Origin of the sequence: Streptomyces sp. NPDC094034 (assembly GCF_040303865.1) — a bacterium.
In the GTDB taxonomy this organism is placed as follows: domain Bacteria; phylum Actinomycetota; class Actinomycetes; order Streptomycetales; family Streptomycetaceae; genus Streptomyces.
On the sequence record NZ_JBEOUD010000034.1, the window covers coordinates 50,247 to 73,406 of the forward strand.

18 protein-coding genes are annotated in these 23,160 nt (G+C 70.6%); 11 read left to right on the forward strand and 7 right to left on the reverse strand.

Translation table 11 applies throughout. The features are described from left to right. Positions 1 to 323: 323 nt before the first annotated feature. The 3 genes from galE (at position 324) to idi (ending at position 3,092) form a co-directional block, all read left to right on the forward strand. A complete protein-coding gene (gene galE / locus ABTZ59_RS26535; protein WP_351417396.1) occupies positions 324 to 1,307 on the forward strand; it encodes a UDP-glucose 4-epimerase GalE in 984 nt (327 codons plus the stop codon). Between the two features lie 141 nt (positions 1,308 to 1,448). Next, complete coding sequence (locus ABTZ59_RS26540; RefSeq protein WP_351417401.1) at positions 1,449 to 2,387, forward strand: cation diffusion facilitator family transporter; 939 nt, start codon at positions 1,449 to 1,451, stop codon at positions 2,385 to 2,387. A 111-nt stretch (positions 2,388 to 2,498) separates the two neighbouring features. After that, positions 2,499 to 3,092 (forward strand): isopentenyl-diphosphate Delta-isomerase, encoded by a 594-nt coding sequence (gene idi / locus ABTZ59_RS26545; RefSeq protein ID WP_351417406.1) that lies wholly within the window; start codon positions 2,499 to 2,501, stop codon positions 3,090 to 3,092. Between the two features lie 18 nt (positions 3,093 to 3,110). Here idi and ABTZ59_RS26550 read toward each other — a convergent pair whose 3' ends face one another. Next, positions 3,111 to 3,581: an ATP-binding protein gene (locus tag ABTZ59_RS26550; protein WP_351417410.1), complete on the reverse strand. Its 471-nt coding sequence runs from the start codon at positions 3,579 to 3,581 to the stop codon at positions 3,111 to 3,113. A gap of 219 nt (positions 3,582 to 3,800) precedes the next feature. Here ABTZ59_RS26550 and ABTZ59_RS26555 point away from each other — a divergent pair, with 219 nt between their 5' ends. Then, complete coding sequence (locus ABTZ59_RS26555; protein ID WP_351417415.1) at positions 3,801 to 4,577, forward strand: enoyl-CoA hydratase/isomerase family protein; 777 nt, start codon at positions 3,801 to 3,803, stop codon at positions 4,575 to 4,577. Here ABTZ59_RS26555 and ABTZ59_RS26560 read toward each other — a convergent pair. Next, positions 4,567 to 5,202: a DJ-1/PfpI family protein gene (locus tag ABTZ59_RS26560; protein ID WP_351417420.1), complete on the reverse strand. Its 636-nt coding sequence runs from the start codon at positions 5,200 to 5,202 to the stop codon at positions 4,567 to 4,569. The two genes, ABTZ59_RS26555 and ABTZ59_RS26560, sit on opposite strands and share 11 nt — an antisense overlap. Beyond that, entirely contained in the window at positions 5,199 to 6,227 is a 1,029-nt protein-coding gene (locus ABTZ59_RS26565) for a GlxA family transcriptional regulator (protein ID WP_351417427.1), read from the reverse strand. The genes ABTZ59_RS26560 and ABTZ59_RS26565 overlap by 4 nt, the downstream gene beginning before the upstream one ends. A 121-nt stretch (positions 6,228 to 6,348) precedes the next feature. Between ABTZ59_RS26565 and ABTZ59_RS26570 the strand changes: the two genes are divergently transcribed. Together ABTZ59_RS26570 and ABTZ59_RS26575 are read left to right on the forward strand one after the other, a co-directional pair. Continuing rightward, positions 6,349 to 7,212 (forward strand): SCO6745 family protein, encoded by an 864-nt coding sequence (locus tag ABTZ59_RS26570; RefSeq protein WP_351417430.1) that lies wholly within the window; start codon positions 6,349 to 6,351, stop codon positions 7,210 to 7,212. Positions 7,213 to 7,336: 124 nt separating this feature from the next. Continuing rightward, a complete protein-coding gene (locus tag ABTZ59_RS26575) occupies positions 7,337 to 9,709 on the forward strand; it encodes a Tex family protein (RefSeq protein ID WP_351417435.1) in 2,373 nt (790 codons plus the stop codon). A 69-nt stretch (positions 9,710 to 9,778) separates the two neighbouring features. Here the strand turns inward: ABTZ59_RS26575 and ABTZ59_RS26580 are convergent, their stop codons facing one another. Continuing rightward, positions 9,779 to 11,416 carry an ABC-F family ATP-binding cassette domain-containing protein gene (locus tag ABTZ59_RS26580; protein ID WP_351417442.1) on the reverse strand — a complete coding sequence of 546 codons (1,638 nt, stop codon included), beginning with the start codon at positions 11,414 to 11,416 and terminating at the stop codon, positions 9,779 to 9,781. 44 nt (positions 11,417 to 11,460) lie between these two features. On the opposite strand from ABTZ59_RS26580, the gene ABTZ59_RS26585 reads away from it, so the two are divergent. Then, the gene (locus tag ABTZ59_RS26585; protein WP_351417446.1) at positions 11,461 to 12,432 is read left to right on the forward strand and encodes an FAD-dependent oxidoreductase; all 972 of its coding nucleotides are present in this window, start codon (positions 11,461 to 11,463) and stop codon (positions 12,430 to 12,432) included. 69 nt (positions 12,433 to 12,501) lie between these two features. Here ABTZ59_RS26585 and ABTZ59_RS26590 read toward each other — a convergent pair whose 3' ends face one another. Together ABTZ59_RS26590 and ABTZ59_RS26595 are read right to left on the reverse strand one after the other, a co-directional pair. Continuing rightward, a complete protein-coding gene (locus tag ABTZ59_RS26590) occupies positions 12,502 to 13,815 on the reverse strand; it encodes a M14 family metallopeptidase (RefSeq protein ID WP_351417449.1) in 1,314 nt (437 codons plus the stop codon). Next, positions 13,815 to 15,833 (reverse strand): Xaa-Pro dipeptidyl-peptidase, encoded by a 2,019-nt coding sequence (locus ABTZ59_RS26595; RefSeq protein ID WP_351417453.1) that lies wholly within the window; start codon positions 15,831 to 15,833, stop codon positions 13,815 to 13,817. The genes ABTZ59_RS26590 and ABTZ59_RS26595 overlap by 1 nt, the downstream gene beginning before the upstream one ends. Positions 15,834 to 16,110: 277 nt before the next feature. Here ABTZ59_RS26595 and ABTZ59_RS26600 point away from each other — a divergent pair, with 277 nt between their 5' ends. Further along, positions 16,111 to 17,151, forward strand: coding sequence for a LacI family DNA-binding transcriptional regulator (locus ABTZ59_RS26600; protein WP_351417460.1), 1,041 nt, complete (start codon positions 16,111 to 16,113; stop codon positions 17,149 to 17,151). 96 nt (positions 17,152 to 17,247) lie between these two features. Here the strand turns inward: ABTZ59_RS26600 and ABTZ59_RS26605 are convergent, their stop codons facing one another. Next, the gene (locus tag ABTZ59_RS26605) at positions 17,248 to 19,503 is read right to left on the reverse strand and encodes a glycosyl hydrolase (protein WP_351417464.1); all 2,256 of its coding nucleotides are present in this window, start codon (positions 19,501 to 19,503) and stop codon (positions 17,248 to 17,250) included. A 266-nt stretch (positions 19,504 to 19,769) separates the two neighbouring features. On the opposite strand from ABTZ59_RS26605, the gene ABTZ59_RS26610 reads away from it, so the two are divergent. The 3 genes from ABTZ59_RS26610 (at position 19,770) to ABTZ59_RS26620 (ending at position 23,127) form a co-directional block, all read left to right on the forward strand. Next, the gene (locus tag ABTZ59_RS26610; RefSeq protein ID WP_351417469.1) at positions 19,770 to 21,074 is read left to right on the forward strand and encodes an ABC transporter substrate-binding protein; all 1,305 of its coding nucleotides are present in this window, start codon (positions 19,770 to 19,772) and stop codon (positions 21,072 to 21,074) included. A gap of 182 nt (positions 21,075 to 21,256) precedes the next feature. Next, positions 21,257 to 22,225 (forward strand): carbohydrate ABC transporter permease, encoded by a 969-nt coding sequence (locus ABTZ59_RS26615; RefSeq protein ID WP_351417478.1) that lies wholly within the window; start codon positions 21,257 to 21,259, stop codon positions 22,223 to 22,225. Next, on the forward strand, positions 22,222 to 23,127 hold the full coding sequence (locus ABTZ59_RS26620) for a carbohydrate ABC transporter permease (RefSeq protein ID WP_351417482.1): 906 nt from the start codon (positions 22,222 to 22,224) through the stop codon (positions 23,125 to 23,127). The genes ABTZ59_RS26615 and ABTZ59_RS26620 overlap by 4 nt, the downstream gene beginning before the upstream one ends. Positions 23,128 to 23,160 lie beyond the last annotated feature (33 nt).

Sequence of the window (23,160 nt, forward strand, 5' to 3'; positions counted from 1 at the left end):
GACACCCCGGGATTCGGGCCCCGGCACGTCGGCAGAGGCTATCGGATGAACAGAAGACTTAGTTCACCGACCGTTTACGCCCCGGTCGCCATGATCTGAGCCGGGAGCGGCCCGCGTGGAGATCATCATTGTTCATCGACGGCCCGCCCCACAAACCGCGGGTGTGGTGGACGGGTCCATGACATGAACGGGTCGTGACGTGAGCGGACCGCGACATGGACAGAACGTGAGCGAGGGCGCCGGAGGGGGCATGGCCGAGCGTCCGTCCCGAGCGCTCCACAGCACTGTCCGTACCGAGCGCTCCACAGCACTAGGGTGACGGCATGACGTGGCTGATCACAGGTGGAGCGGGTTATATCGGGGCGCATGTCGCGCGGTCCATGGCGGCGGCGGGCGAGCGCGTCGTCGTGCTCGACGATCTGTCGACCGGCGTCGCCGACCGGCTGCCCCCGGAGATCCCGCTCGTCCGGGGCTCCTTGCTGGACAGGGGGCTCGTCGACCGTACGCTCGCCGGGCACGGGATCACCGGGGTCGTGCATCTCGCGGCGAAGAAGCAGGTCGGGGAGTCCGTCGAGCGGCCGCTGAGGTACTACCGGGAGAATGTGCACGGGCTCACAGTGCTGCTGGAGGCCGTGGTGGCGGCGCGGGTGCGGCGTTTCCTCTTCTCCTCCTCGGCGGCCGTGTACGGCGTGCCCGATGTGGAGTTGATCACGGAGCGGACGCCCACCGTGCCGATCAATCCGTACGGCGAGACCAAGCTCACGGGTGAGTGGCTGGTACGGGCGACCGGAAAGGCGCACTCGATCGCCACCGGGTGTCTGCGCTACTTCAATGTGGCGGGCGCCGGGCACCCCGACCTCGCGGACACCGGGGTGTTCAACATCATCCCGATGTTCTTCGACCGGATCAGCCGGGGCGAGGCGCCGCGGATCTTCGGCGCCGACTATCCGACACCGGACGGCACCTGTATCCGGGACTACATCCATGTCGCCGATCTCGCCGAGGCCCATCTCGCCGCCGCGCGGTGGCTGGCCCGCCAGGAGGGCCCCGGGGACCTCACGGTCAATATCGGCCGCGGCGAGGGGGTCTCGGTCCGCGAACTGGCCGATCTGGTGGCGGAGGTGACCGGCGACCGTACGGAACCGGTGGTCGAGGCGCGCCGTCCCGGCGACGCCGCGCGGGCCGTCGCGGCCGTCGGACTGATCGGTGAGGAGCTGGGGTGGACGGCGAGCCGCGGTGTACGCGAGATGGTCGAGTCCGCCTGGGAGGGCTGGCGGCCGCACCATCCCACGGCCTCTGTCGGGTGACTGCGCGATGCTCTGACCTGCGGCCATTTCCGCAGGTCAGAGCATATGACAACGGTGTTCAGTGCCGTGTTGCCGGATACCCCCCACCCGTAGTTCACTGACCTCGTCGGCACTTTGTCCGGACGACCGGGAGGCATCTTCATGGGGGCAGGGCACAACCACGGGCACACGCACGGAGCACCACCCGCGGGCACCGCGACCGCCGCGTACCGGGGCCGGCTGCGTATCGCTCTGTCGATCACCCTGTCCGTGATGGTGGTGGAGATCGTCGGCGGTATCGCCTCCGACTCCCTCGCGCTGTTCGCGGACGCGGCGCACATGGCGACGGACGCGGTGGGCCTCGGGATGGCCCTGCTGGCCATCCACTTCGCCGCCCGGCCCGCGGACGCGACCCGCACCTTCGGTTTCGCGCGGGCCGAGATCCTCGCCGCGCTGGCCAACTGTGTGCTGCTGCTCGGGGTAGGTGGCTTCCTGCTGTACGAGGCGATCGAGCGCTTCCTCGTGCCGCCCGAGACCAGGGGCGGGCTCACCATCATCTTCGCCCTGGTGGGTATGGCCGCCAACCTGGTCTCCCTCTCGCTGCTGATGCGGGGGCAGAAGGAGAGCCTCAATGTGCGCGGCGCGTATCTGGAAGTCCTCGCGGACACCCTGGGCTCGCTCGCGGTGCTGGTCTCGGCCGTCATCATCCTGACCACGGGCTGGCAGACGGCCGACCCGATCGCGGGCCTGCTGATCGGACTCATGATCGTTCCGCGTACGGTGAAGCTGCTGCGGGAGACGCTGAACGTCCTGCTGGAAGCGGCGCCCAAGAACGTCGACATGAATGAGGTACGCGCGCATATGCTCGCGCTGCCCGGGGTGGCGGACGTACACGATCTCCATGCCTGGACGATCACGTCCGGGATGCCCGTGCTCTCCGCGCATGTGGTGGTGGACCAGGACGCGCTGGACGCGGTGGGCCACGAGAAGATGCTCCATGACCTCCAGGGATGTCTGGGCCATCACTTCGATGTCGAGCACTGCACCTTCCAGCTGGAGCCCCGGGGTCATGCGGAGCACGAGGCGAAGCTCTGCCACTGACGTCCGCTGGGGCGTGCCGCGGCCGAACGAACATACCCACGCCCCCGAAGTGCGGACACGAGGCTTTTGTGCGGCAGACTTGGGCTCCGAGGCCCGATGCGAAGGATGGTTATGCCGACCACACCAGTCACTGCGGCGAACAGCTCGTCGAACGGCGCACAAGAAACGATCATGCTGGAGCTGGTCGACGAGCAGGGCAATACCATCGGCACCGCCGAGAAACTCCTGGCCCATCAGCCCCCCGGCCAACTGCACCGGGCGTTCTCGGTCTTCCTCTTCGACGAGCAGGGCAGGCTGCTGATCCAGCGCCGCGCGCTCGGCAAGTACCACTCCCCCGGTGTCTGGTCGAACACCTGCTGCGGGCATCCGTACCCGGGCGAGGCGCCGTTCGCCGCCGCCGCCCGCCGTACGTACGAGGAGCTGGGCATCTCGCCCTCGCTGCTCGCCGAGGCGGGGACGGTGCGCTACAACCACCCCGACCCGGCCTCGGGACTGGTCGAGCAGGAGTACAACCATCTCTTCGTCGGGCTCGCGCAGGCCGCGCCGAGTCCGGACCCCGAAGAGGTCTGTGAAACGGTGTTCGTCACCCCGGCGGAGCTGACCGAGCGGCATGGCAAGGCCACGTTCTCCGCGTGGTTCATGACCGTCCTGGACACGGCGCGCCCGGCGATCAGGGAGCTCACCGGACCTGCCGGGGGCTGGTGACACCTCCCTCCGGGGGCCTCAGGGCGTGTCCGGCGCGGCCGGCGACGGGAAGGGCAGCACCGCCCAGACGATCTTCCCGCCGCCGGCGGTGTGCTCCACACCGCAGTTCCCGCCGGCCTCACGCGAGATCTCCTGTACGAGCAGCAGCCCGCGCCCGCCCGTCCTGGCGTGATCCGTCTCCAGCGCCGTGGGCCGGTACGGATGGTTGTCCTCGACCGACACCCGGATCCATGCCGCGCCGATGGCGACCTCGACGGCGATCTCCGGCGAGAGCAGAGCCGCGTGCAGTACGGCGTTGGTGACCAGCTCGGAGACGATGAGCAGCACCCCCTGGACGACCCCGTCCCTGACCGGTACGCGCTGACGTCTCAGCAGGTCACGTACGGTGTGTCTGATCTGCGGTACGGAGCTGTCGATGGCGGGTGCGGTGAACCGCCAGACCCCCTCGTACGACAGCGGCCGGGCCGGAACTCTTCCGCGGCTCTCCATCGTGCGGCACCCACCCTTGCGTCGAACGGTGTCGTCCATCGGTACCGAGTCTTGGGACCGGCGCGGTCTGTACCTGAGTACTGAACAGAAGTCAGCCGGAATTGGCGTGTCGCGACCGCATTCGAACGACACAACGGGAGACACGATCGCCTCTGCCCGCCTGTTGGCGAATTCTGAGCGGTTGCCGGTGTCAGGGAGAGCGGGGATAGCATCCGTCGCATGGAGCCCCAGCTGCTGCACACTGTCGCGGACGGCATCGCGACCGTGGTGATCCATCATCCCGCCAAGCACAACGCGATGACCGCGCGGATGTGGCGCGAGCTGCCACCGCTGCTCGGGGCGCTGGCGGACGACCCCGCCGTACGGGTGCTGGTCCTGACCGGTGAGGGCGCCACCTTCTGCGCGGGCGCCGACATCTCGTGTCTGCGCGAGCCCGGCCAGGATCCGACGGCGCCCGCGGTGGCCGCCGAGGAGGCGCTGGCCGCCTTCCCCAAGCCGACGCTCGCCGCCGTACGCGGCTACTGCGTGGGCGGCGGCTGCCAGCTGGCCGCGGCCTGCGATCTGCGGTTCGCCGAGGAAGGAGCGCGGTTCGGGGTCACTCCGGCGCGGCTCGGGATCGTCTACCCGGAGTCGTCCACCCGCCGGCTGGCCTCGCTGGTGGGGCCCGCCACGACCAAACACCTGTTGTTCTCGGCCGAGTTGATCGAGACCGAACGGGCACTGCGTACCGGACTCGTCGACGAGGTGCTGCCGGAGGGCGAGTTGGGCAAGCGGGTGGCGGAGTTCGCGCGGGTGCTGGTCTCGCGTTCACCGCTGACCCAGGCGGCGGCCAAGGAGTTCACCTCGGGCCGTACCGGCCGTGCCGCCCATTGGACCGCGCAGGCGCGCGGCAGCGGCGACCCCGCGGAGGGGGTCGCCGCCTTCCTGGAACGCCGCGAGCCGCGCTTCAACTGGACGTTCGGGCCGGCCGACGCGGACCGAGCCGTCACTGAGTGAGGAACCGGCTCCCGTCCCGCATCTCCGCGACAAGATCGGCGGGCGCCTTGTCGGCCGAGCCGGCGTCGTAGGGCGGCTGCGGGTCGTACTCCGTCAGGAGCTGGACGGTCTGGGCGAACCGGTCGTCGACGAGCCTGCCCGCGAGGGTGAGGCCCATGTCGATCCCCGAGGAGACACCGGCGGCCGTGACGTACTTGCCGTCGGTGACGACGCGTTCGCCCGTGGGCTCGGCTCCGTACGTACGCAGTGTGTCCACGGCCAGCCAGTGGGAGGTGGCCCGCCGCCCCCGCAGCAGCCCGGCGGCCGCGAGCAGCAGGGAACCGGTGCAGACGGAGGTGGTCCAGGTGGTGGCGGTGTCGGCCGTGCGCAGCCAGCCGAGCAGCGTCTCGTTCTCCATCTGCTTCTCCTGGCCGGGCCCGCCCGGCACCACCAGGACGTCCGGCGCGGGGACCTCGGCGAGCGTCTTGCCTGCGACGAGCGCGAGAGCACCGGTGTCGTCCGCCACGGGCCCCGTCTCCTCGGCGACGAAGAACGTCTCGGCGCCCGGGGTGTAACAGAGCATCTGGTAGGGGCCGATGGCGTCGAGCGCGGTGAAGCCTTCGAAAAGGACGATCGCGATCTTCATAAGAGGCCTTTCGACGGGGTCGCCGACCGGTTGGCGACAGGTACGGGGGTCGGGGCAGGTACGACAGCCGGGCTCGGGCAGAAACGGCGGCGATACTCGGCGGGCGCTGTGCCCAGGGTTCTGACAAAGGCGCGGCGCATGGCCTCGGGCGTGCCGTAGCCGCACGCCCGGGAGATCTCCTCGACGCCGTCGGTGCTCTCCTCCAGCAGCCTTCTGGCGTGTTCGAGCCGTACGCGCTCCACATAGCGGCCCGGCGTCATACCGGTCTCCGCCCGGAAGGCGCGTGCGAAGTGCCGGGGCGAGAGACGGGCCCGCGCCGCCAGAGAGTCGATCGAGAGATCATCACCCGGGTGCTCGCTGATCCAGCTCTGTACGTCGCGCAGCGGCTCACGCCGGGCGGTCTGCGCGGCGAGCTGCACGCTGAACTGCGCCTGGTTGCCGGGGCGGCGCAGGAACACCACGAGATGGCGGGCCACGCTGAGCGCCGCCTCACGGCCGTGGTCCTCCTCGACGAGGGCGAGGGCGAGATCGATGCCCGAGGTGACCCCGGCGGAGGTGCAGACCTCCCCGTCCCGTACATAGATCGGATCGGGGTCGACGTCGACGGCGGGGTAGTGCCTGGCGAGCAGGTCCACCGCCACCCAGTGGGTGGTCGCGCGGCGTCCGTCGAGCAGCCCCGCCTCGGCGAGCAGCAGGGCTCCGGTACAGACCGAGACGAGGCGCGCGGCGCGTGGCGCCCGGCGGCGCAGCCACGCGATCAGCAGCGGGTCGGGGGCGCGGCTGCCGTTTCCGCCGGGCACGAGCAGCGTGTGCGGGTCGGGAGCGTCGGTGAGCGCCATATCAGGGACGAGGGTCAGCCCGCTGGAGGTCCGTACGGGAGCGCCGTCGAGCGAGGCCGTGCGGATCCGGTACGCGCCGCGGTCGCCGATGGCGAGCCCGGCGCCGTTGAACACCTCCACGGGTCCGGTCACGTCCAGGCTCTGCACCTCGTCATAGAGGACGACGAGTACGGATCGCTCTTTCATGGTTCTCATCCTTGGCCCGGCGCACGACGGCCGCAAGGACGAATTCCCCACCCTTCCTGCCATTCCGGCCCCTCCCTCCCCCACCTTGTCGCCCGTACCGACCAGTCGGTAACGTACGGACATGACCTCACTGCCCGAGCGTGCCGCGCGGCGCTGTCACGCCGTCGTCAATCCGTTCCACTCGGTCCTCTACTTCTCCCCCGACCTCGGACGCGAGTTCGCGCGCGCCGGTCTGGACGACGCGCGGGCGGCCTACTTCGCGGCCCGCGCGGCGCCCCTGGGGCGGGTCGGCGCGGGGGCCGTCACCGCGGCCTTCTACAACTTCCGGCACGACCTCGTCGCCCGGCACATCCCGAGCGCCTGGGACTCCCTCTCCCCCGAGGACGCGCTCGACGCGCGGCTGAGGGCGGTCGACTCGCTCCTGCGCCGGCTGCTGGGCGAAGAGGCCCTCGCCTCGAAGGAGCTGGCCGAGGCGGCGGAGCTGGCGCTGCGGGCCGTCGAGGCGTGCGCGCGCCCCGCGCGTCCGCTGTACGCCGCCAACGCCGATCTGCCGGTGCCCGACGCACCGCATCTGGCGTACTGGCACGCGGCCACACTGCTGCGGGAGTACCGCGGTGACGGCCATCTGGCCACGCTGCTGAGCGCCGGTCTCGACCCGCTGGAGGCGCTGGCCAGCCATACCGCCAGCGGCCGGGGCATGTCACCGAAGTGGGTCCTGGCCAGCCGGGGCTGGAGTCAGGAGGAGTGGGAGGCGGCCAAGGAGCGGCTGCGCGGACGGGGGCTGCTGGCCGCGGACGGCGAGCTGACCGCGTCGGGTACGGAGCTGCGCAAGGAGCTGGAGGACGAGACCGACCGGCTGGACCGGGCACCGTACGAACATCTGGGGGCCGCGGGAGTGGCCCGCCTCACCGAGCTGGGCGGGGCCCTCGCGGGGGCGGCGCAGGCGGCCGGCGCGTTCCCGGCGGATCTCATCGGAAAACGCTGATCTCTCCTCCCGGCTCGCCACCTCTGCCGACCCGTACCGGCTCGTCACCGCCGGTCGTGCCCGCTGATGTCCGTGCCACCTGCCACAATGCACACGGCGGACCACTGAACAGCGGAGCGTGATCGTGACGACGTCCATCGAAGGCAGGATCGCCGAGGAACTCGGCGTACGGGAGCGGCAGGTGAAGGCGGCCGTCGAGCTGCTCGACGGCGGGTCGACCGTGCCGTTCATCGCGCGCTATCGCAAAGAAGCGACCGAGATGCTCGACGACGCGCAGCTGCGCACGCTTGAGGAGCGGCTGCGTTATCTGCGTGAACTGGAAGAGCGGCGGGGAGCGATCCTGGAGTCCGTGCGCGATCAGGGCAAGCTCGACGACGCCCTGGAGGCGCGGATCCGGGCCGCCGACACGAAGGCGCGGCTGGAGGACATCTATCTGCCGTTCAAGCCCAAGCGGCGCACGAAGGCGCAGATCGCCCGGGAGGCCGGTCTGGAACCGCTCGCCGAGGGGCTGTTGAGCGATCCGTCGGTGGATCCGCTCGCCGCGGCCGCCGCGTTCGTGGACACGGACAAGGGGGTCGCCGATCCCGCGGCGGCGCTGGAGGGCGCCCGCGCCATCCTCGCGGAGCGGTTCTCCGAGGACGCCGATCTCATCGGTGAGCTGCGGGAACGGATGTGGACCCGGGGCCGCGTCGTGGCGAAGGTGCGGGACGGCAAGGAGGAGGCCGGCGCCAAGTTCGCCGACTACTTCGACTTCGCGGAGGGCTTCTCCCAACTGCCCTCGCACCGCGTGCTCGCCATGCTCCGGGGCGAGAAGGAGGATGTCCTCGATCTGGTCCTGGAGCCTGAGGAGCCGTCGGAGCAGCCGGGGCCGAGCATGTACGAGAACATGGTCGCGCGCCGCTTCGGCGTGGCCGACCGCGGGCGTCCCGCCGACAAGTGGCTCGCCGACACGGTGCGCTGGGCGTGGCGCACCCGCATCCTGGTGCATCTCGGGATCGACCTCAGGCTCCGGTTGCGGACCGCCGCCGAGGACGAGGCCGTACGGGTGTTCGCCGCCAACCTCCGCGATCTGCTGCTGGCGGCCCCGGCCGGCACCCGCGCCACGCTCGGGCTCGACCCCGGGTTCCGTACGGGCGTGAAGGTGGCCGTGGTCGACGCGACCGGCAAGGTCGTCGCCACCGACACGATCTACCCCCATGTGCCCGCGAACAAGTGGGACGAGTCGCTGGCGAAGCTGGCCCGGCTCGCCAAGGACCACTCCGTCGATCTGATCGCGATCGGCAATGGCACGGCGTCCCGGGAGACCGACAAGCTCGCCGGAGACCTCTGTGCCAGGCACCCCGAGCTGAAGCTCACGAAGGTGATGGTCTCGGAGGCGGGCGCCTCCGTGTACTCCGCCTCGGCGTTCGCCTCGCAGGAGCTGCCCGATCTGGATGTGTCGATCCGTGGCGCGGTCTCCATCGCGCGCCGGCTCCAGGACCCGCTGGCCGAGCTGGTGAAGATCGACCCCAAGTCGATCGGTGTCGGCCAGTACCAGCACGATCTGTCCGAGGTGAAGCTGTCCCGTTCGCTGGACGCGGTCGTCGAGGACTGTGTGAACGGTGTCGGTGTGGACGTCAACACCGCTTCCGCGCCACTGCTTTCGCGCGTGTCGGGCATCGGGGCGGGACTCGCGGAGAACATCGTGGCCCACCGCGACGCCAACGGGCCGTTCCGTTCGCGGCGCGCGCTCAAGGATGTGGCCCGGCTGGGGCCGAAGGCGTACGAGCAGTGCGCGGGCTTCCTCCGTATCCGCGGCGGTGACGACCCGCTGGACGCGTCGAGTGTGCACCCCGAGGCGTATCCGGTGGTGCGGTCGATGGTGAAGCGGACGGGCAGTGAGGTCGCCTCGCTGATCGGGAACGCTTCGGTGCTGCGCACGCTGCGGCCCGGCGATTTCGTGAACGAGTCCTTCGGTCTGCCGACCGTCACCGACATCCTGCGGGAGCTGGAGAAGCCGGGGCGGGACCCGCGACCGGCTTTCAAGACGGCCACGTTCAAGGACGGCGTCGAGAAGCTCGGCGATCTGGCGTCCGGGATGGTGCTTGAGGGGGTCGTGACGAACGTCGCGGCGTTCGGCGCGTTCGTCGACATCGGTGTGCATCAGGACGGTCTGGTCCATGTCTCCGCCATGTCCAGGAACTTCGTGAAGGACCCGCGCGAGGTGGTGAAGCCGGGTGATGTGGTCAAGGTGAAGGTGATGGACGTCGACATCCCCCGCAAGCGGATCTCCCTGACGCTGCGGCTGGACGACGAGGCGCAGCCGGCCAAGCAGGACCGGGAGCGGTCCGGGGGCGGTGGCGGGCGGCCTCCGCAGCAGCGGCAAGGGGGGCGTGGTGGCCGCGGTGGCGGCGGTGGACGCCAGGCCTCGGCCCCGCCGCCGGCGAACAGCGCGATGGCGGACGCCCTGCGGCGGGCGGGGCTGACGGATCCGAACGGCGGCGACAAGCGGCGCTGAGACGCCCTGGGCGCGGCGGCGCGGGGGCCCCGGACGGGAGCCCGCGCCGCCCTCGGTTCCCCGGGATCCTCAGATCTCGGTCACCTTGCCGTCCGCCACATCGAGACGGCGGGTCGTACGGACGGCGTCCAGCATCCTGCGGTCATGGGTGACCAGCAGCAGTGTGCCGTCGTAGGAGTCGAGCGCCGACTCCAGCTGTTCGATGGCCGGCAGATCGAGGTGGTTGGTCGGCTCGTCCAGGACCAGGAGATTGACGCCCCGGCCCTGGAGGAGCGCGAGCGCGGAGCGGGTGCGCTCGCCCGGTGAGAGCGTGGTCGCGGGGCGCAGGAGATGGCCGGACTTGAGGCCGAACTTCGCGAGCAGCGTACGGATATCGGCCGGTTCGGTGTCCGGGACCGCCTTACGGAAGGCGTCCAGCAGGGATTCGGGACCGTGGAAGAGGGCGCGTGCCTGGTCCACCTCCCCGACGACCACCCCGGAGCCGAGCGTGGCGTGGCCCTCGTCCAGCGGGAGGCGGCCCAGCAGGGCGGCGAGGAGCGTGGACTTGCCGCTGCCGTTGGCTCCGGTGATGGCGACCCGGTCCGCCCGGTCGATCTGGAGCGTGACGGGTCCGAAGTGGAAGTCCCCGCGCGCCGCTTCGGCCGCGCGCAGTGTCGCCACCACGGCTCCCGAACGGTCAGCGGCGGCGATCTCCATCCGCAGTTCCCACTCCTTGCGGGGCTCCTCGACCACATCGAGGCGTTCGATCAGCCGCTGCGTCTGGCGCGCCTTGGCCGCCTGCTTCTCGGTGGATTCGCTACGGAACTTCCGGCCGATCTTGTCGTTGTCAGTCGCCTTGCGCCGGGCGTTCTTGACACCCTTCTCCATCCAGGAGCGCTGGACGTGGGCGCGCGCCTCCAGGGAGGACTTCTTGTCGGCGTACTCCTCGAACTCCTCACGGGCGTGCCGCCGCGCGGTCTCACGCTCCTCCAGATATGCCTCGTAGCCACCGCCGTAAAGCGTGATCTTCTGCTGGGCCAGGTCGAGTTCGAGCACCTTGGTCACGGTGCGTACCAGGAACTCGCGGTCATGACTGACCACGACCGTGCCGGCGCGCAGGCCCGAGACAAAGCCCTCAAGCCGGTCCAGGCCGTCGAGGTCGAGGTCGTTGGTCGGCTCGTCGAGCAGGAAGATGTCGTACCGCGAGAGCAGCAGCGAGGCCAGACTCGCGCGGGCGGCCTGGCCGCCGGAGAGCGTGGTCATGGGCTGGTCGAGGCCGATGGTCAGCCCCAGTGAGGCGGCGACCTCCTCGGCCCGTTCGTCGAGGTCGGCGCCGCCGAGGGCGAGCCAGCGCTCCAGGCCGGTCGCGTAGGCGTCATCGGCGCCGGGCGCGTTCTCGACCAGCGCCAGCGTCGCCTCGTCCAGGGCGGTCTGCGCGGCGGTGACGCCCGTACGGCGGCCCAGGAAGGCCCGTACGGTCTCCCCCGGGCGCCGGTCGGGTTCCTGAGGGAGGTGGCCGACGGCGGCGGTGGGCGGGGACAGCCTCAGCTGTCCGTTCTCGGGCGCGTCCACTCCGGCGAGCAGCCGGAGCAGGGTGGATTTCCCGGCGCCGTTGGCGCCCACGAGTCCGATCACATCGCCGGGCGCGACGACCAGATCGAGCCCGGAGAACAGCGAGCGGTCGCCGTGTCCCGCGGCGAGGTCTTTGGCTACGAGCGTGGCAGTCATCAGAGCGCCGATCCTACCGGGGCGGATTCCGGTACGGTCCGGGCATGAGCGGCACAAGCACTGATGTGATCGTGGTGGGCGGCGGAGTCATAGGGCTGACGACGGCGGTGGTGCTCGCGGAGAGCGGCCACCGCGTCGGGCTGTGGACCCGCGATCCGGTGGCGCGGACCACCTCGGCGGTGGCGGGAGCGCTGGTCTGGCCCTATCGCATCGAGCCCGCGCGCGAGGTCGGCGCCTGGCTGGCGGAGTCACTGCGCCACTATGTGCGGCTGGCGAGGACCCCGGACAGGACCGGCGTGCGGATCGTCCCGGGGCTGATGGCGGACACCCCGCTGACGGGACTGGGCAGTTGGGCCTCGCGGGTGCCCGAGCTGCGCGAGGCCCGTGCGGACGAGCTGCCCGACGGCGTCGCCCAGGGGCTGCGGGCCGCGGTCCCGCTGATCGACATGCCGGTGTATCTGCGGTACTTGAAGGCGCGGCTGCGCGCGGCGGGCGGCACGGTCGAGCGCCGGTCGGTCACGGGCTTCGCCGAGCCCGCGGCCGAGTCGTCCGTCGTGGTCGACTGCACCGGGCTCGGTGCCCGGGAGCTGGCGGGGGACGCGTCGTTGTATCCGGTGCGCGGTCAGGTGGTGATCGTGGAGAACCCGGGGATCGACGAGTGGTTCGTGGCGGCCGTCCCCGGCTCCTCCGAGACGACGTATCTGATGCCTCAGCCGTACGGGGTGCTGCTCGGCGGCACGGCGAGCGATCACTCCTGGGATCTGAGCCCCGACCCGGCCGAGGCGGCGGCCATCGTGGCGCGCTGCGCCCGGATCCGGCCCGAGCTGGCCGGGGCGCGAGTGCTTGAGCACAGGGTGGGGCTGAGGCCCGCCCGTCCCCGGGTGCGGCTGGAGGCCGAGGCCGTGCCGCTGCCCGGGGGCGGGCGGGTGGTGCACAACTACGGGCACGGCGGCGCGGGGGTCACCGTGGCCTGGGGCTGCGCGGAGGCCGCCGCCCGGCTGGCGCTGGCCTCCTAGGTCCTCACAGCAGCGCCGTCCGCCCGCCAAGCAGGCGGGACTTCGACGACACGCCCGAGCGAGGAACGGTCAGCAGGCGGCGGGCGTCGCGGCCGTCAGGTGGTAGTCCGCCCGCTCGTCGAGCAGCAGCGGCACCAGGCTCCGCTGCGACTGACGGAGCGGTACGAAGGCCCCCTCGCCGAGCGGCAGCGGTAGGGACACCACGCCGTGCAGGGCGAGTTCGTCCTTGACGTCCGTGTACTGGGCCGCGTCGAGGCGGTAGCCGCACGGCGGGTCCTGGAGGATCTTCTCGGGGGCCGCGGGGTCGTTGTCGGCGCCGCCGAGATAGACGGGGCCGCGGTCCTTGAGTCCGGCCAGCCGGGCGGTGGCCGTGGCGGTCACGATCCGCGCCCTTCGCTCGTCGGTGAAGGAGAACAGGCCCTTCAGCGAGTCGAGTTGGCTGTTCACTCGGCGCCGGTTGTTGAGCGCCTCGTCGGCCTTCTCGGCGTCCGTGAGGGCGTCGACCCGGCTCTCGATGAGCAGGCCGACCGAGTGCTTGACGCCCGAGGCGTTGCGCAGGATGCGTTCCTGGCCGTCGCCCGCCGTCTGCTTGATGGGGTCGCCGGTCACCGGGTCGGTCCAGATGCCGTAGGTGCCGATGGAGTGACCGGCCGCGCGCGCGGCGGGGCGTACGTACCGCTCCGACAGGGTCCGCGCCTCGTCGTGCACCCGCGCGTCGGTGTTGAGGTTGCGGGGCCATAGGTCGAACAGGTCCTCGTCGTAGTACGGCGGGGTGGCACCGTACTCGTGGAGGTCGTAGATGATGTCGGGCCTGCGGTCGCGGATGACGGCGGCCAGCGCGCGGCCCTCGGCCGTCTTCAGCGCGATGTGGTCGCGGTTGATGTCGACGCCGTCGGAGTTGCCGCGGGTGTCGGCGGCCCGGCCGTCCGGGTTGGCGGTGGGCAGGACGAGCACGGTCGTACGGTCCAGGAAGCGCCGGGTGGCGGAGTCCTTGGCGTAGGCGAGGTCGCGGACAGTGGTCAGACACGCCTCGCGGCCCGACGGTTCGTCGCCGTGCTGGCTGCACACCAGCAGCACGGTGGCGGGCGCGCGGCGGGCGCCCAGCTCGACGAGTTGGAGCGGCCGGCCCTGTTTGGTGGTGCCGATGGTGGTGAGGGTGGCGCGGTCGCTGCCCCGGTCGACGGCGGCCAGGAACCGCTGTTCCTGCGGCTGGCTGGTCCAGTTCGCGCCATGGCCGGACTCGAACTCCGTGCGCGGCGGGGTGTCGGCGGCCTGACCGGAGGTGGCCCGAGCGGAGGTGGCCTGCGCGGGGAGGGCCGCGATCGGCAGTACGAGGGCCGCGGCGGTCGCCGCCAGGACGAGGGTGCGCAGACGGGGTGTCATCAGGTGCGGTCTCCCGGGATCGGAGGTGTCCGGCGCGGCTCGGCCACGCCGTTCGGACGGGACTCTCGGGGTGCGCTGTGCGGCGGGACGGTGCCGGTCGTGGCGCGGGTGAACGCCTCGGCGCCGCCGACGAGTGGCAGCTTCGCGGATGTGCGGGCCAGATCGAGGGTGAGGGTCGGGGTGGTGGACGGCGGGTCGATCAGGCCCTGGTCCGTGCCGCCGATGATCAGGGCGAGCCGGTGGCCGGCGGGTACGACATGGTCGCTCGCGGCGAGTTGGAGGGTGAGGGTGTACGGCTTGCCGGGGGTGAGCGGACGGCCGTGGCCGGCCGAGGCGTAGGTGCCGAGATCGGCCCAGCCTCGGCTGAAGACCGTGTGGTCGACGTCCGCCGTCCTGGCCGCGGTCTCCCGGTAGCAGGAGCTGTCGCCGGTGGTGCTCGGGCCCCAGCAGGTGCGCTCGGTGAGGGTGGTGATGCCCTCACCGGCGTGCCCGTAGTCACGGATGGTGTCGGGGCCGAGGTCGACAAGGACCGCGGAGAGATGGGCGGTCGAGGTGGAGGGGGTGGCGGTGACGGTCACCGTGGAGGAGCCGGAGAGCCGTAGATCGCGGCTGAGCGGCCGGGTGACGAAGCCGGACTTGGCGGTGGTGGACCGGTCGATGTCCGCGGCCCAGTCGGACTCGCTCAGACGCGGGTCGTCCGTGAAGGTCTCGGTCGTACCGGGACGGGCGGGTGTACGGCCGAGTGTGCCGACGCCGGGGACGCTGCCCGCGGCGGGCCGCACCGTCGTGGCATCGGTGGCGCGCGGCGGCCACACCGTGTCGGTCGTCCAGCGGTCGGGGGCGCGCTCGATGTCCGCCATGGGCTCGCGCTCGACGCCGTTGTCGTAACCGAGCAGATAGTGGTCGAACCAGCGGTGCAGGGTGTCGACCCATTCGGTACGGCGGAAGTCGAACGGGTCGACATGACCGGTCTGGGAGAGCCAGATCTTGCGCTCCACACCCGCGTCGGCGAGCGCGTCCCACCACTGGCCGAGGTGTTTCGTGCGGACGTTGAGGTCCTGCATGCCGTGGACGGCGAAGACGCTGGCCCTGACGTTGTCGGCGTTCCGTACGTAGTCGCGCTCGCTCCACAGCCGGGTCCAGTCACCGGTGCGCGGCGCTCCGTCGATCAGCCGCTGCTGGACGGCCTGGCAGCGGGCGCGGGCCTCGGGGCTCTCCACATAGTCCGAGAGCCATTCGGGTCCCGAGTCGTAGAGGGGGGCGCCCTGGGCGAAGTAGTAGTCGTACCAGGAGCTGATCGCGGCGATCGGGACGATGGTCCTGAGCCCCTTGACGCCGGTGGCGGCGACGCCGTTGGCGATGGTGCCGTCCCAGCTCTTGCCGATCATGCCGGTGGCGCCGCTGGTCCAGGTGGCTCGTACGGGGTCGGTGCCGGTGCGGCTGCCGTACGCGCGGGCGCGGCCGTTCAGCCAGTCGACGACGGCCTTGGCGGACAGGATGTCGGAGCGTCCGCCGATGTCGACGCAGCCGTCGGAGCGGTTGGTGCCGGTCAGATCGACGGCGACGAAGGCGTAGCCGCGCGGTACGAAGTAGTTGTCGTAGTGCAGCGGGAAACCGACGGGGTCGCCGTTCGCGTCATAGGTCTTCTTCTGGCTCTCGTTGCCGCGTCCGCAGCAAGCGTAGTACGGGGAGGCATCCATGATCACGGGGATCTTCCGGCCCGACAGGGCGGCCTCGCGGGGCCGTACGACATCGACGGCGACCCGGTCGGTGCTGCCGTTCGCGTCGCCGTCGATCCCGGTGTCCACCCAGACGGACTCCCGGATGGCGTTCTCGTAGGAGTAGACGGGCTCGCTCCGGGGCGGGGGCGACTCGGCCGCCGACCGCGCGCTCGGTGCTCCGCGCCCTGTCTGTGCCTGTGCCCCCGCCGGGGCGAGCAGCACCCCGAGCAGCGCGGCGGATGCCGCCACGACCAGCGTTCTGCATGACCATCGGGCGCCCCGCGCACGGATCTCCATGGGGCGGAAGGTACCCCTGTCAACTCGCCCGCAAAAGAGGGCAGTCAAGGGGAGGGAAGGGGCGGCGCGCCCGCTCCGCGTCCGTTCCGGACCCGCTCAGCGCCCGTTCCGCTCGGGCCGTGCCCGAGGGGGCGCGGCACGGCGCTTTCCCCGCCGACTCGGCATGTTCCCTGCTCGGGCCCTCTGGGAGCGCTCTCAGGATCGCGTCGGGAGCGGCTAGGCTGGACGGTGTCCCTGCCCGCGTAGTCCGTTTCCCCTCCGACGAGGAGCGCACGTCTTGACCGAGCCGTTCCCTGGGGCCCGCCCCACTCTGGAAGCCGTCGCGGCGCGCGCCGGTGTCTCGCGGGCCACCGCCTCCCGGGTCGTCAACGGCGGTGCCGGGGTGCGACAGCCGCTGGTCGAGAAGGTGCGACGAGCGGTCGAGGAGCTGGGATACGTACCGAACCACGCGGCCCGCACCCTGGTCACCCGGCGCACCGGCGCTGTCGCCGTGATCATCGCCGAGCCGGAGATCCGGATCTTCTCCGACCCGTTCTTCTCCCAGCAGATCCGCGGTATCAGCAAGGAACTGACCGCGCACGACTACCAGTTGGTCCTGCTGCTGCTCGAAGGCCCCGGCGACTACGACCGGATCGCGCGTTATCTCGCGGGCGGCCATGTCGACGGCGCGCTCGCCTTCTCGCTGCACACCGACGATCCGATCCCCGAGATCACCCGGCGGGCCGGGATGCCGACGGTCTACGGCGGCCGGCCGAGCTGGACGAAGGCACCGGACCACCGGGACGTGCCCTATGTGGACGCGGACAACCGCGGCGGCGCCCGGGAGGCCGTGCGGTATCTGCGGGACCTCGGCCGGCGGCGGATCGCGCACATCGCGGGGCCGCGCGACCAGACGTCGGCCACCGACCGGCTCGACGGCTACCGCGATGTGCTGCTGGACGGGGACCCCGCGCTGATCGCCGAGGGCGCGTTCACCGAGGAGAGCGGGGCGCGGGCGATGACCGAGCTGCTGGCGCGGTGTCCCGGGCTGGACGCGGTGTTCGCCGCCAACGATCTCATGGCCTCGGGCGCGCTGCGGGTGCTCAAGGAGCGGGGGATCGCGGTGCCCGACGAGGTGGCGCTGGTGGGGTTCGACGACATGGACTCGGTCGCCGGGGCCACGGATCCACCGCTGACCACCGTCCAGCAGGACATCGAGGGGCAGGGCCGGCTGATGGCGCGGCTGCTGCTGCGCGGGCTCGACCGCGAGCGTGAGGGCGAGCGGGCCCCGGCGTCGGTGATCACCCCGACCACGCTGGTACGGCGGGCCTCGGCCTGAGCCGGGCCCGCCGTTCCGCGTCCGCCCGCGAGATCGTTCCGCGTCCGCCCGCGGGATGTTCCGCGTCCGCCCGCGGGATGTCGGGCGGTCCGACGGCTACTTCGTCGCTGTCGAGCGGGCCGGTACGTCGAGTGTCGTACCGTCCGAGAAGGTGACCGTCCGCGCCACCGACTCGAAGTTGTGCGCCGCGTAGGTGCGTATGCCGCCCTTGCTGAAGACGGCCGAGGCCGGGACGGACCCGGTCACCGTCGCGTCGGGAGCGCCGAGCGCGTCCAGCGTGGCGATCCAGTGGTAGGTGTGTGCCTTGGACTCACCGGCCTCGGGGGTGTATCCCGCGTGGCCCGCGTCCCACTTGGCCTTGGCGCCCGCCGGATCGGCCAGGGCCTCGAACTCCCAGAGGATGTCGCGCCATTCGACCGCCGGGCCGCCGTTCTCCCGTTCCAGCTCGGCGAGGTTACGTTCGATCGCCGCCTTCTCCCGACCCAGATGCAGTGAACCGCCGGTCACGGGAAGGACGTTGATGCCGTGGATCTCTTCGGGGTTGGCGGTCCACCAGGTGGAGTACGCGGCGCCGCTGCCCCACACCATGCCCGCCGTGTCATGACCGAAGGAGGACGGGAAGACCTGCTCGTCGGCGTCGAACCAGTACTGGGCGATGGCCTCGGACTCGGTGGCGAGCAAGTAGCTGCCCAGATCGCGCAGTTCGGCGTCGCCGGTCGCGGAGCCCCACAGGACGAGTGCGGCGCTGAGGTTGGTGGACTCCGACGACGACTCCTGGTTGTTGCCCGCGGCGAACCCCTGGTGCCCGGAGGCCCAGCTGTGGCCCGCGTACACATCGAAGCCGCGCAGGAAGGGGAAGGCGGTGTCGGTGCGGCTGGGGTTGGCCGCGTCACGGATCAGCGTCTTCACCATGCCGCCCCAGGCGGAGTCGGCGGCCCACCCCTGGTCGTACTGCGCGACGATCGCCGCCGCGTACACGTAGTAGCTGTAGTGGAAGTGGTGGTCGTTCAGCTCCGTGTCACTGCCGTAGGACGCCGGATAGCCGATCAGCGTCTTCCAGTCCTTGTCGTACGAGAACTCACTCGCGCCGCCCGCCGTGAACCACTCCTCCAGCCGGCTCTTGAGCAGCCCGAGGAGCTTGTCGCGCGTCGCGCTCTCACCGATCTGGTCGGCCATGGGCACCAGTTGGGCGAGTCTGCCCAGCGCCTTGCCCGTCCAGTATGTGTCGGTCGCGCCCGAGAACGGGTCGGCCGCGCCCGCCACCTCGTCCAGATAGCCCTTGAGCCGAGCCTGGTCGACACCGCTGGACGTCGGCAGCGCGGGCAGCACTCCCGAGGACGCCTGGGAGGTGGTGAAGGAGGCCGACTCTCGCACCTTCATCGTGCCACGTGGTGAGACATAGGTGTACGGGGTCAGCGCGTCGGCGGTGTTCAGCCACTGGTGCCGGTAGAGGGCCTGGAGGGTGCCGGTCTCGGTGCCCTCCTGCGGCTCGGTGGTGAGGCTGTAGGTGGCCTTGACCGTGCCGTCCTCGGTGCTCCAGGTCACCTTCGAGCCGGTGACGAAGCTGTAGGCGTACTTCCGGTATGTCGCGAGCGCGTCCGTGGACGGCAGGACCGCCAGCGAGAAGTAGTCGGCGCCGCCGAGCCCCGCCGTCACGGTGGATCCGGAGACGGCCCAGTCGCTTCCGGTCGGTGCGAACAGGGCGTAGTGGTGTCCCGCGACGGTGATGCCGAGGACGTTGCCGTCGTCGGCGAAGACCTGGGGCGTGGCGGCGGTGGTGATCCGCGCGTCGCCGCCCGAGCCCTTGGCGTAGACGAAGGGCAGGCCGTGGCCGATGGTGGTCCGCAGCGCCCGGGCGGCGTCGGACCAGTACGGCGTGACGGTCCAGTCCGACCAGGCGTCGGCCTTGGTGTCGGGCGAGTTGAGCCCGGTCAGACCGAGGGTGAGATCGGCCTTGTGGGCGTATTCGTACTGGCGGCCGTCGCCGACGATCGCCGGGGTGGTCGGATAGCCGACCTCCAGACCGCCGGCCGTCGCCTGATAGGTGAGGGGGTGGCCGTACATGGGGGTGGAGTACGGGTTGTCGCCGTATCGCTGGAAGGCCAGCGAGGACCACCAGTCGTTGGTGGGCAGCGGCAGGTCGCGGGCGGCCTCGGTCACCTTCGGGGTGACGGGAGTGCCGGTGTTGGTGGTGGGGCCGGATGTGCCGGCGGGCCGGCTGTCCGAGTAACTGCCTGAGCCGACGGGCACATTGGCGGCCAGCGCCGGGGACGCGGCGGGGCCGAGACCGACGGCGGCCAGGGCGGTGGCCAGAAGCAGCGCCGAGGCGGGTCTGGCGCGGGAGACGGACATGGACGGCACCTCGAAGACATGGGGGGCAAGGGCGTCCGAGAGCGCTCTCAGATGGCAGGAAACGTAAAACTCCTGAAACAGAAGTGTCAATACGTCGGACAGGTAAGGCAGTTCGCGCCGACCCTGGGTCCGAACCGTAGCCGTTATGTGTTCGAGTCTTGACGAGGAGTAGCGACCCGGGGCACGCTCCAAGCCATCTCTTGAGAGCGCTCTCACCCGCCTCTCGCGGGTACTCCGTTGTATTCCGAAGCCAAGGGAGGCTTCCCATGCCCAACGCCCGAGCCGCCAGGAGGGCCGCGGTCCGTCTCGGTGCGGTCGTGCTCTCCGGGGCACTCCTCGCCGCGTGCGGATCCGGTTCCTCGGGAGGAACCTCCGACAGCGCGGGCGGCAAGGTCACGCTGACGGTCGACCTGTTCGGGTCGTTCGGCTACAAGGAGGCGGGACTCTACGCGGAGTACCAGAAGCTCCACCCGGACATCACGATCAAACAGAGCGACACCGAGGACGAGGCCGACTACTGGAAGTCGCTCCAGACCCGGCTGGCCGGCGGGGGCGGGCTCGGCGATGTGCAGGGCATCGAGGTGGGCCGGATCGCATCGGTCACCCAGCAGCAGTCCGACAAATTCGAAGACTTGAAGCAGTACGGCGCCGACCAGCTCAAGGACCAGTTCGCCGAGGCCAAGTGGTCCGCCGCCACGACGGAGGACGGCCGGATCCTGGGTCTGGGCACGGATGTTGGGCCCGAGGCGATGTGCTACCGCACGGATCTGTTCAAGCAGGCGGGGCTGCCGACGGACCGTGACGAGCTGAGCCGGATGTGGTCCACCTGGGACGGGTATCTCGCGCTCGGCAAGGAGTACAAGAAGAAGGCGCCCGCGAAGGGCGCCTGGATCGACAGTATCGGCAGCCTCTACTCGATCATGATCGGCCAGGAGAAGGAGCGGTACTACGACGCCTCCGGGAAGCTGATCTACGAGAACAACCCGGCCGTGAAGACCGCCTGGGACACCTCGGTGGAGGCCGCGGAGTCCGGGCTGAGCGCCAAGCTCGACCAGTGGACGCCGCAGTGGAACCAGGCGTTCGCGGCCGGCTCGTTCGCCACCATTCCGTGCCCCGCGTGGATGCTCAGCTATATCAAGGGCCAGGCCGGGGAGACCGGTTCGGGCAAGTGGGACATCGCCAAGCTGCCCGGCGGCGCGGGCAACTGGGGAGGCTCGTATCTCTCCGTCCCGCGCGCCGCCAAGAACAAGAAGGAGGCGTACGAGCTGATCGAGTGGCTGACCGCGCCCGAGCAGCAGGCGAAGCTCTTCCAGAAGCAGGGGCTCTTCCCGTCCGCCACCGGCGCCATCGAGAAGGTCTCGGGCGCCAAGGACCCGTACTTCTCGGACGCGCCGATCGGCCAGATCTTCGGTGACGCGGCCAAGTCCTCCCCCGTACAGGTCCTCGGGGTCCATGACGCCAATGTGGCCCAGCAGATCACCAACGCGCTGGGCGAGGTGGAGCGCAAGGGCACCTCGTCCGAGAAGGCGTGGTCCACGGCGAAGAAGGGCGTCGACAACGTCATCGGCTGAGCACCTGGGTCCTGTCCGGTCGATCTTCACGGGCCCTCGAAGATCGACCGGACAGGACCTGGTCGGCCGACGCTGTCTCCGGGGGCGGGCTCCGGGCGGATTCCACATCTCGTCCCCGCTCCGTGCCTGTCCCCGGTCCCGTCCTTCCCCTGTCGCTCGTCCACGCTTCCGAAGGCCGTTCCATGACCCTCACCGCCACCGCGAAGGCCGCGTCCCCGCCGCCGTCCGGGCCGGCCGCCGCCCAGCCGTCCGCCGTGCGTCGCGCCTGGCGCGCCTTCTCCCCGTACGCCTATATCGCCCCGTTCTTCACGCTGTTCGCGGCCTTCGGGCTGTTCCCGCTGCTCTACACCGCGTTCGTCTCGCTCTACCGGGTGGAGCTCCAGACACCCGGCGACATGGAGTGGCGCGGTCTGGGCAACTACACCGCGCTCTTCACCGACGAGTTCTTCTGGACATCGCTGCGCAACACCTTCACCATCGGGGTGCTGTCGACCGTCCCTCAGCTGGCGATGGCCCTGGGCCTGGCCCATCTGCTCAACTACAAGCTGCGCGGCCGGACGTTCATCCGTACGGCGATCCTGCTGCCGTACGCCACCTCGGTCGCCGCCGCGACGCTCGTCTTCGCCCAGCTCTTCGGCCGCGACTTCGGTCTGATCAACTACGTACTGGGGCTGGTCGGTTTCGACCCGGTGGACTGGCAGACCGGTACGGTCGCCTCGCAGATCGCCGTGTCGACCATCGTCATCTGGCGCTGGACCGGCTACAACGCGCTGATCTATCTGGCCGGCATGCAGTCGATCCCCAGCGAGCTGTACGAGGCCGCCGAGGTCGACGGGGCCTCGCGCTGGCGGCAGTTCCTCCATGTCACCCTGCCGGGGCTGCGCCCCACGATCGTCTTCACCACCATCGTCTCCACGATCGGCGCCACTCAGCTCTTCGGTGAGCCGCTGCTCTTCGAGGGGTCCATCTCGGGCGGTATCTCGCATCAGTACCAGACCCTCGGCCTCTATATGTACGAGCAGGGCTGGGGCTTCTTCCATCTGGGCCGGGCCGCCGCCATCGCCTGGGTGATGTTCGTCCTGATCCTGCTGCTGGTCGGCGTCAACGCCCTGATCGCCCGCCGCCGTTCCGGTAAGGAGGCCGGCCGATGACCGCGCTCGCCGCACCCCCCACTCCACCGCCGGGGACCGAGGACCGGCCGCGGCGGTCCTCACGACGCGGCGGCCGGGCCGGACGCACCATGCACGGGGGCAGGCTCTCGTACGCGATCCTGGCCGTCGCGCTGCTCTTCTCGGCGTTCCCGTTCTACTGGACGATCGTCGCGGCCAGCCGCTCCAACGCCGAGCTGGCGAAGGTGCCGCCGAGTCTGCTGCCGGGGCCGAACCTCATCCGCAACTTCGAGGCGGTACTGGAGGAGGCCGATATCGGCAAGGCCCTCCTCAACTCCTTCATCGTGTCCGGTTCGATCACCGTCGGTACCGTGCTGTGCTGCACCCTCGCCGGATTCGCCTTCGCCAAACTGCGCTTCCGCGGCCGGGGCGCGCTGCTCGCCGTGACCGTGGGCACGATGATGATCCCGCCGCAGCTCGGCGTGATCCCGCTGTTCATGCTGATCGCCGAACTCCAGTGGGTGAACCAGCTCCAGGCCGTCATCCTGCCCGGACTCGTCTCCGCCTTCGGGGTGTTCTTCATGCGCCAGTATCTGGTGCAGTCGCTGCCCGACGAGTTGATCGAGGCCGCCCGGGTGGACGGCGCCTCCACCGCGCGGATCTTCTGGTCGATCGTGGTGCCCATCGCCCGGCCGGGGATGGCGGTGCTCGGCATGCTGACCTTCATGGCCGCCTGGAACGACTTCTTCTGGCCGATCATCGCGCTCTCCTCGCAGAATCCGACCGTGCAGGTGGCGCTGCGCCAGCTCGGCGGCGGCTATGTCCACGACCAGTCCGTGATCATGGCGGGCACCCTGCTCGGCACGCTGCCCGTGCTGCTGGTCTTCGGCCTGCTCGGCCGGCAGATCGTCGGCGGCATCATGCAGGGCGCCGTCAAGGGCTGATCCCCGCCTGTCGCGCACTGTCCGAGGTCCCCG

What these genes read in the sequence shown, in the direction of transcription:
- ABTZ59_RS26610 (WP_351417469.1), top strand. Translation starts at nt 19,770, where the DNA reads ATGCCCAACGCCCGAGCCGCCAGGAGGGCCGCGGTCCGTCTCGGTGCG.
- galE (WP_351417396.1), top strand. Translation starts at nt 324, where the DNA reads ATGACGTGGCTGATCACAGGTGGAGCGGGTTATATCGGGGCGCATGTC.
- ABTZ59_RS26585 (WP_351417446.1), top strand. Translation starts at nt 11,461, where the DNA reads ATGAGCGGCACAAGCACTGATGTGATCGTGGTGGGCGGCGGAGTCATA.
- ABTZ59_RS26590 (WP_351417449.1), bottom strand. Translation starts at nt 13,815, where the DNA reads ATGACACCCCGTCTGCGCACCCTCGTCCTGGCGGCGACCGCCGCGGCC.
- ABTZ59_RS26570 (WP_351417430.1), top strand. Translation starts at nt 6,349, where the DNA reads ATGACCTCACTGCCCGAGCGTGCCGCGCGGCGCTGTCACGCCGTCGTC.
- ABTZ59_RS26620 (WP_351417482.1), top strand. Translation starts at nt 22,222, where the DNA reads ATGACCGCGCTCGCCGCACCCCCCACTCCACCGCCGGGGACCGAGGAC.
- ABTZ59_RS26580 (WP_351417442.1), bottom strand. Translation starts at nt 11,416, where the DNA reads ATGACTGCCACGCTCGTAGCCAAAGACCTCGCCGCGGGACACGGCGAC.
- ABTZ59_RS26605 (WP_351417464.1), bottom strand. Translation starts at nt 19,503, where the DNA reads ATGTCCGTCTCCCGCGCCAGACCCGCCTCGGCGCTGCTTCTGGCCACC.
- ABTZ59_RS26595 (WP_351417453.1), bottom strand. Translation starts at nt 15,833, where the DNA reads ATGGAGATCCGTGCGCGGGGCGCCCGATGGTCATGCAGAACGCTGGTC.
- ABTZ59_RS26555 (WP_351417415.1), top strand. Translation starts at nt 3,801, where the DNA reads ATGGAGCCCCAGCTGCTGCACACTGTCGCGGACGGCATCGCGACCGTG.
- ABTZ59_RS26560 (WP_351417420.1), bottom strand. Translation starts at nt 5,202, where the DNA reads ATGAAGATCGCGATCGTCCTTTTCGAAGGCTTCACCGCGCTCGACGCC.
- ABTZ59_RS26550 (WP_351417410.1), bottom strand. Translation starts at nt 3,581, where the DNA reads ATGGAGAGCCGCGGAAGAGTTCCGGCCCGGCCGCTGTCGTACGAGGGG.
- idi (WP_351417406.1), top strand. Translation starts at nt 2,499, where the DNA reads ATGCCGACCACACCAGTCACTGCGGCGAACAGCTCGTCGAACGGCGCA.
- ABTZ59_RS26615 (WP_351417478.1), top strand. Translation starts at nt 21,257, where the DNA reads ATGACCCTCACCGCCACCGCGAAGGCCGCGTCCCCGCCGCCGTCCGGG.
- ABTZ59_RS26540 (WP_351417401.1), top strand. Translation starts at nt 1,449, where the DNA reads ATGGGGGCAGGGCACAACCACGGGCACACGCACGGAGCACCACCCGCG.
- ABTZ59_RS26565 (WP_351417427.1), bottom strand. Translation starts at nt 6,227, where the DNA reads ATGAAAGAGCGATCCGTACTCGTCGTCCTCTATGACGAGGTGCAGAGC.